Source organism: Mesorhizobium sp. M5C.F.Ca.IN.020.32.2.1, assembly GCF_004023105.1.
Classification (GTDB): Bacteria; Pseudomonadota; Alphaproteobacteria; order Rhizobiales; family Rhizobiaceae; genus Mesorhizobium; species Mesorhizobium wenxiniae.
This window is the reverse complement of the sequence record NZ_RZSX01001483.1, coordinates 1-760: the sequence shown is the minus strand read 5'-3', so window position 1 is coordinate 760 and position 760 is coordinate 1. Positions and strand designations below refer to the sequence as shown.

The following is a 760-nucleotide window of genomic DNA, read 5'->3' as shown; positions in this document are numbered from 1 at the left end:
TCCAAGCGCCGTGCGCCCTAGACGCGCAAAGCACGCGAAAGGGCACGCAACAACGCGATCATGCCAACTTGCGGGCAATACCCTCTATCGTGTCTGTGCGATCGGCCGCGATGATTCGAAGCCTCTCGGTTGGATCGCGGCCGAACGGCACCTCGATGGCGACGTGGAGATCGGCGCGCGTCAAGCCGATGTCGGCGAGTTCGGAGTCCGACATCTCGCCAAGGCGATAGAAGGCGCGGCGGTTTTTCCAGGCGCGATAGACGTTGGAGATGGTGTTGACTACGCGCGTCGCAATAGCCGGACGCGACGTAATGCGCGAAGTCTCGGTGGCGAAATCAAACGTAGCCATGTCAGTCTCCTTCATTCGAACGGACCAGACAGGTGATCGGCGCTGGCAACAGCGGCCGTTCCGGTCCCGATTCACTTAGAAGATGCATGTCCTCGTCCTAAAACCGGCGACCACTTTTAAGTGACATGCATTGCCTTAATGTGGACAACCGTAAATTTGCCATCGTTCGATTGATTAATCCAACGAATGTTTCTAATCTTTAGCATCAACAGCAGTGATGGATTGGACCGATGAAAGCGCCACTCGATCTCGATCAGTTGCAGACCTTCGTCACGATTGTCGACACCGGCAGCTTTACCCGCGCGGCAGAAGAGGTGCATCGGACTCAGTCGGCGGTGTCCATGCAGATGCGCCGGCTGGAGGAGCGGATCGGCAAGCCGCTGTTCGAAAAGGACGGGCGTACCAACAGGC

General features: G+C 57.4%; 2 protein-coding genes. One reads left to right on the top strand and one right to left on the bottom strand.

Going from position 1 to position 760, the window contains the following annotated elements; genetic code table 11:
- Window positions 1-58: 58 nt before the first annotated feature.
- Window positions 59-349, bottom strand: coding sequence for a DUF1127 domain-containing protein (locus EOA86_RS36960; protein ID WP_128345856.1), 291 nt, complete (start codon window positions 347-349; stop codon window positions 59-61).
- 230 nt (window positions 350-579) lie between these two features.
- Here EOA86_RS36960 and EOA86_RS36955 point away from each other — a divergent pair.
- Window positions 580-760 (top strand): LysR family transcriptional regulator (locus EOA86_RS36955; protein WP_164892423.1); only part of this gene is annotated, 181 nt, incomplete at its 3' end.

What these genes read in the sequence shown, in the direction of transcription:
- EOA86_RS36960 (WP_128345856.1), bottom strand. Translation starts at nt 349, where the DNA reads ATGGCTACGTTTGATTTCGCCACCGAGACTTCGCGCATTACGTCGCGT.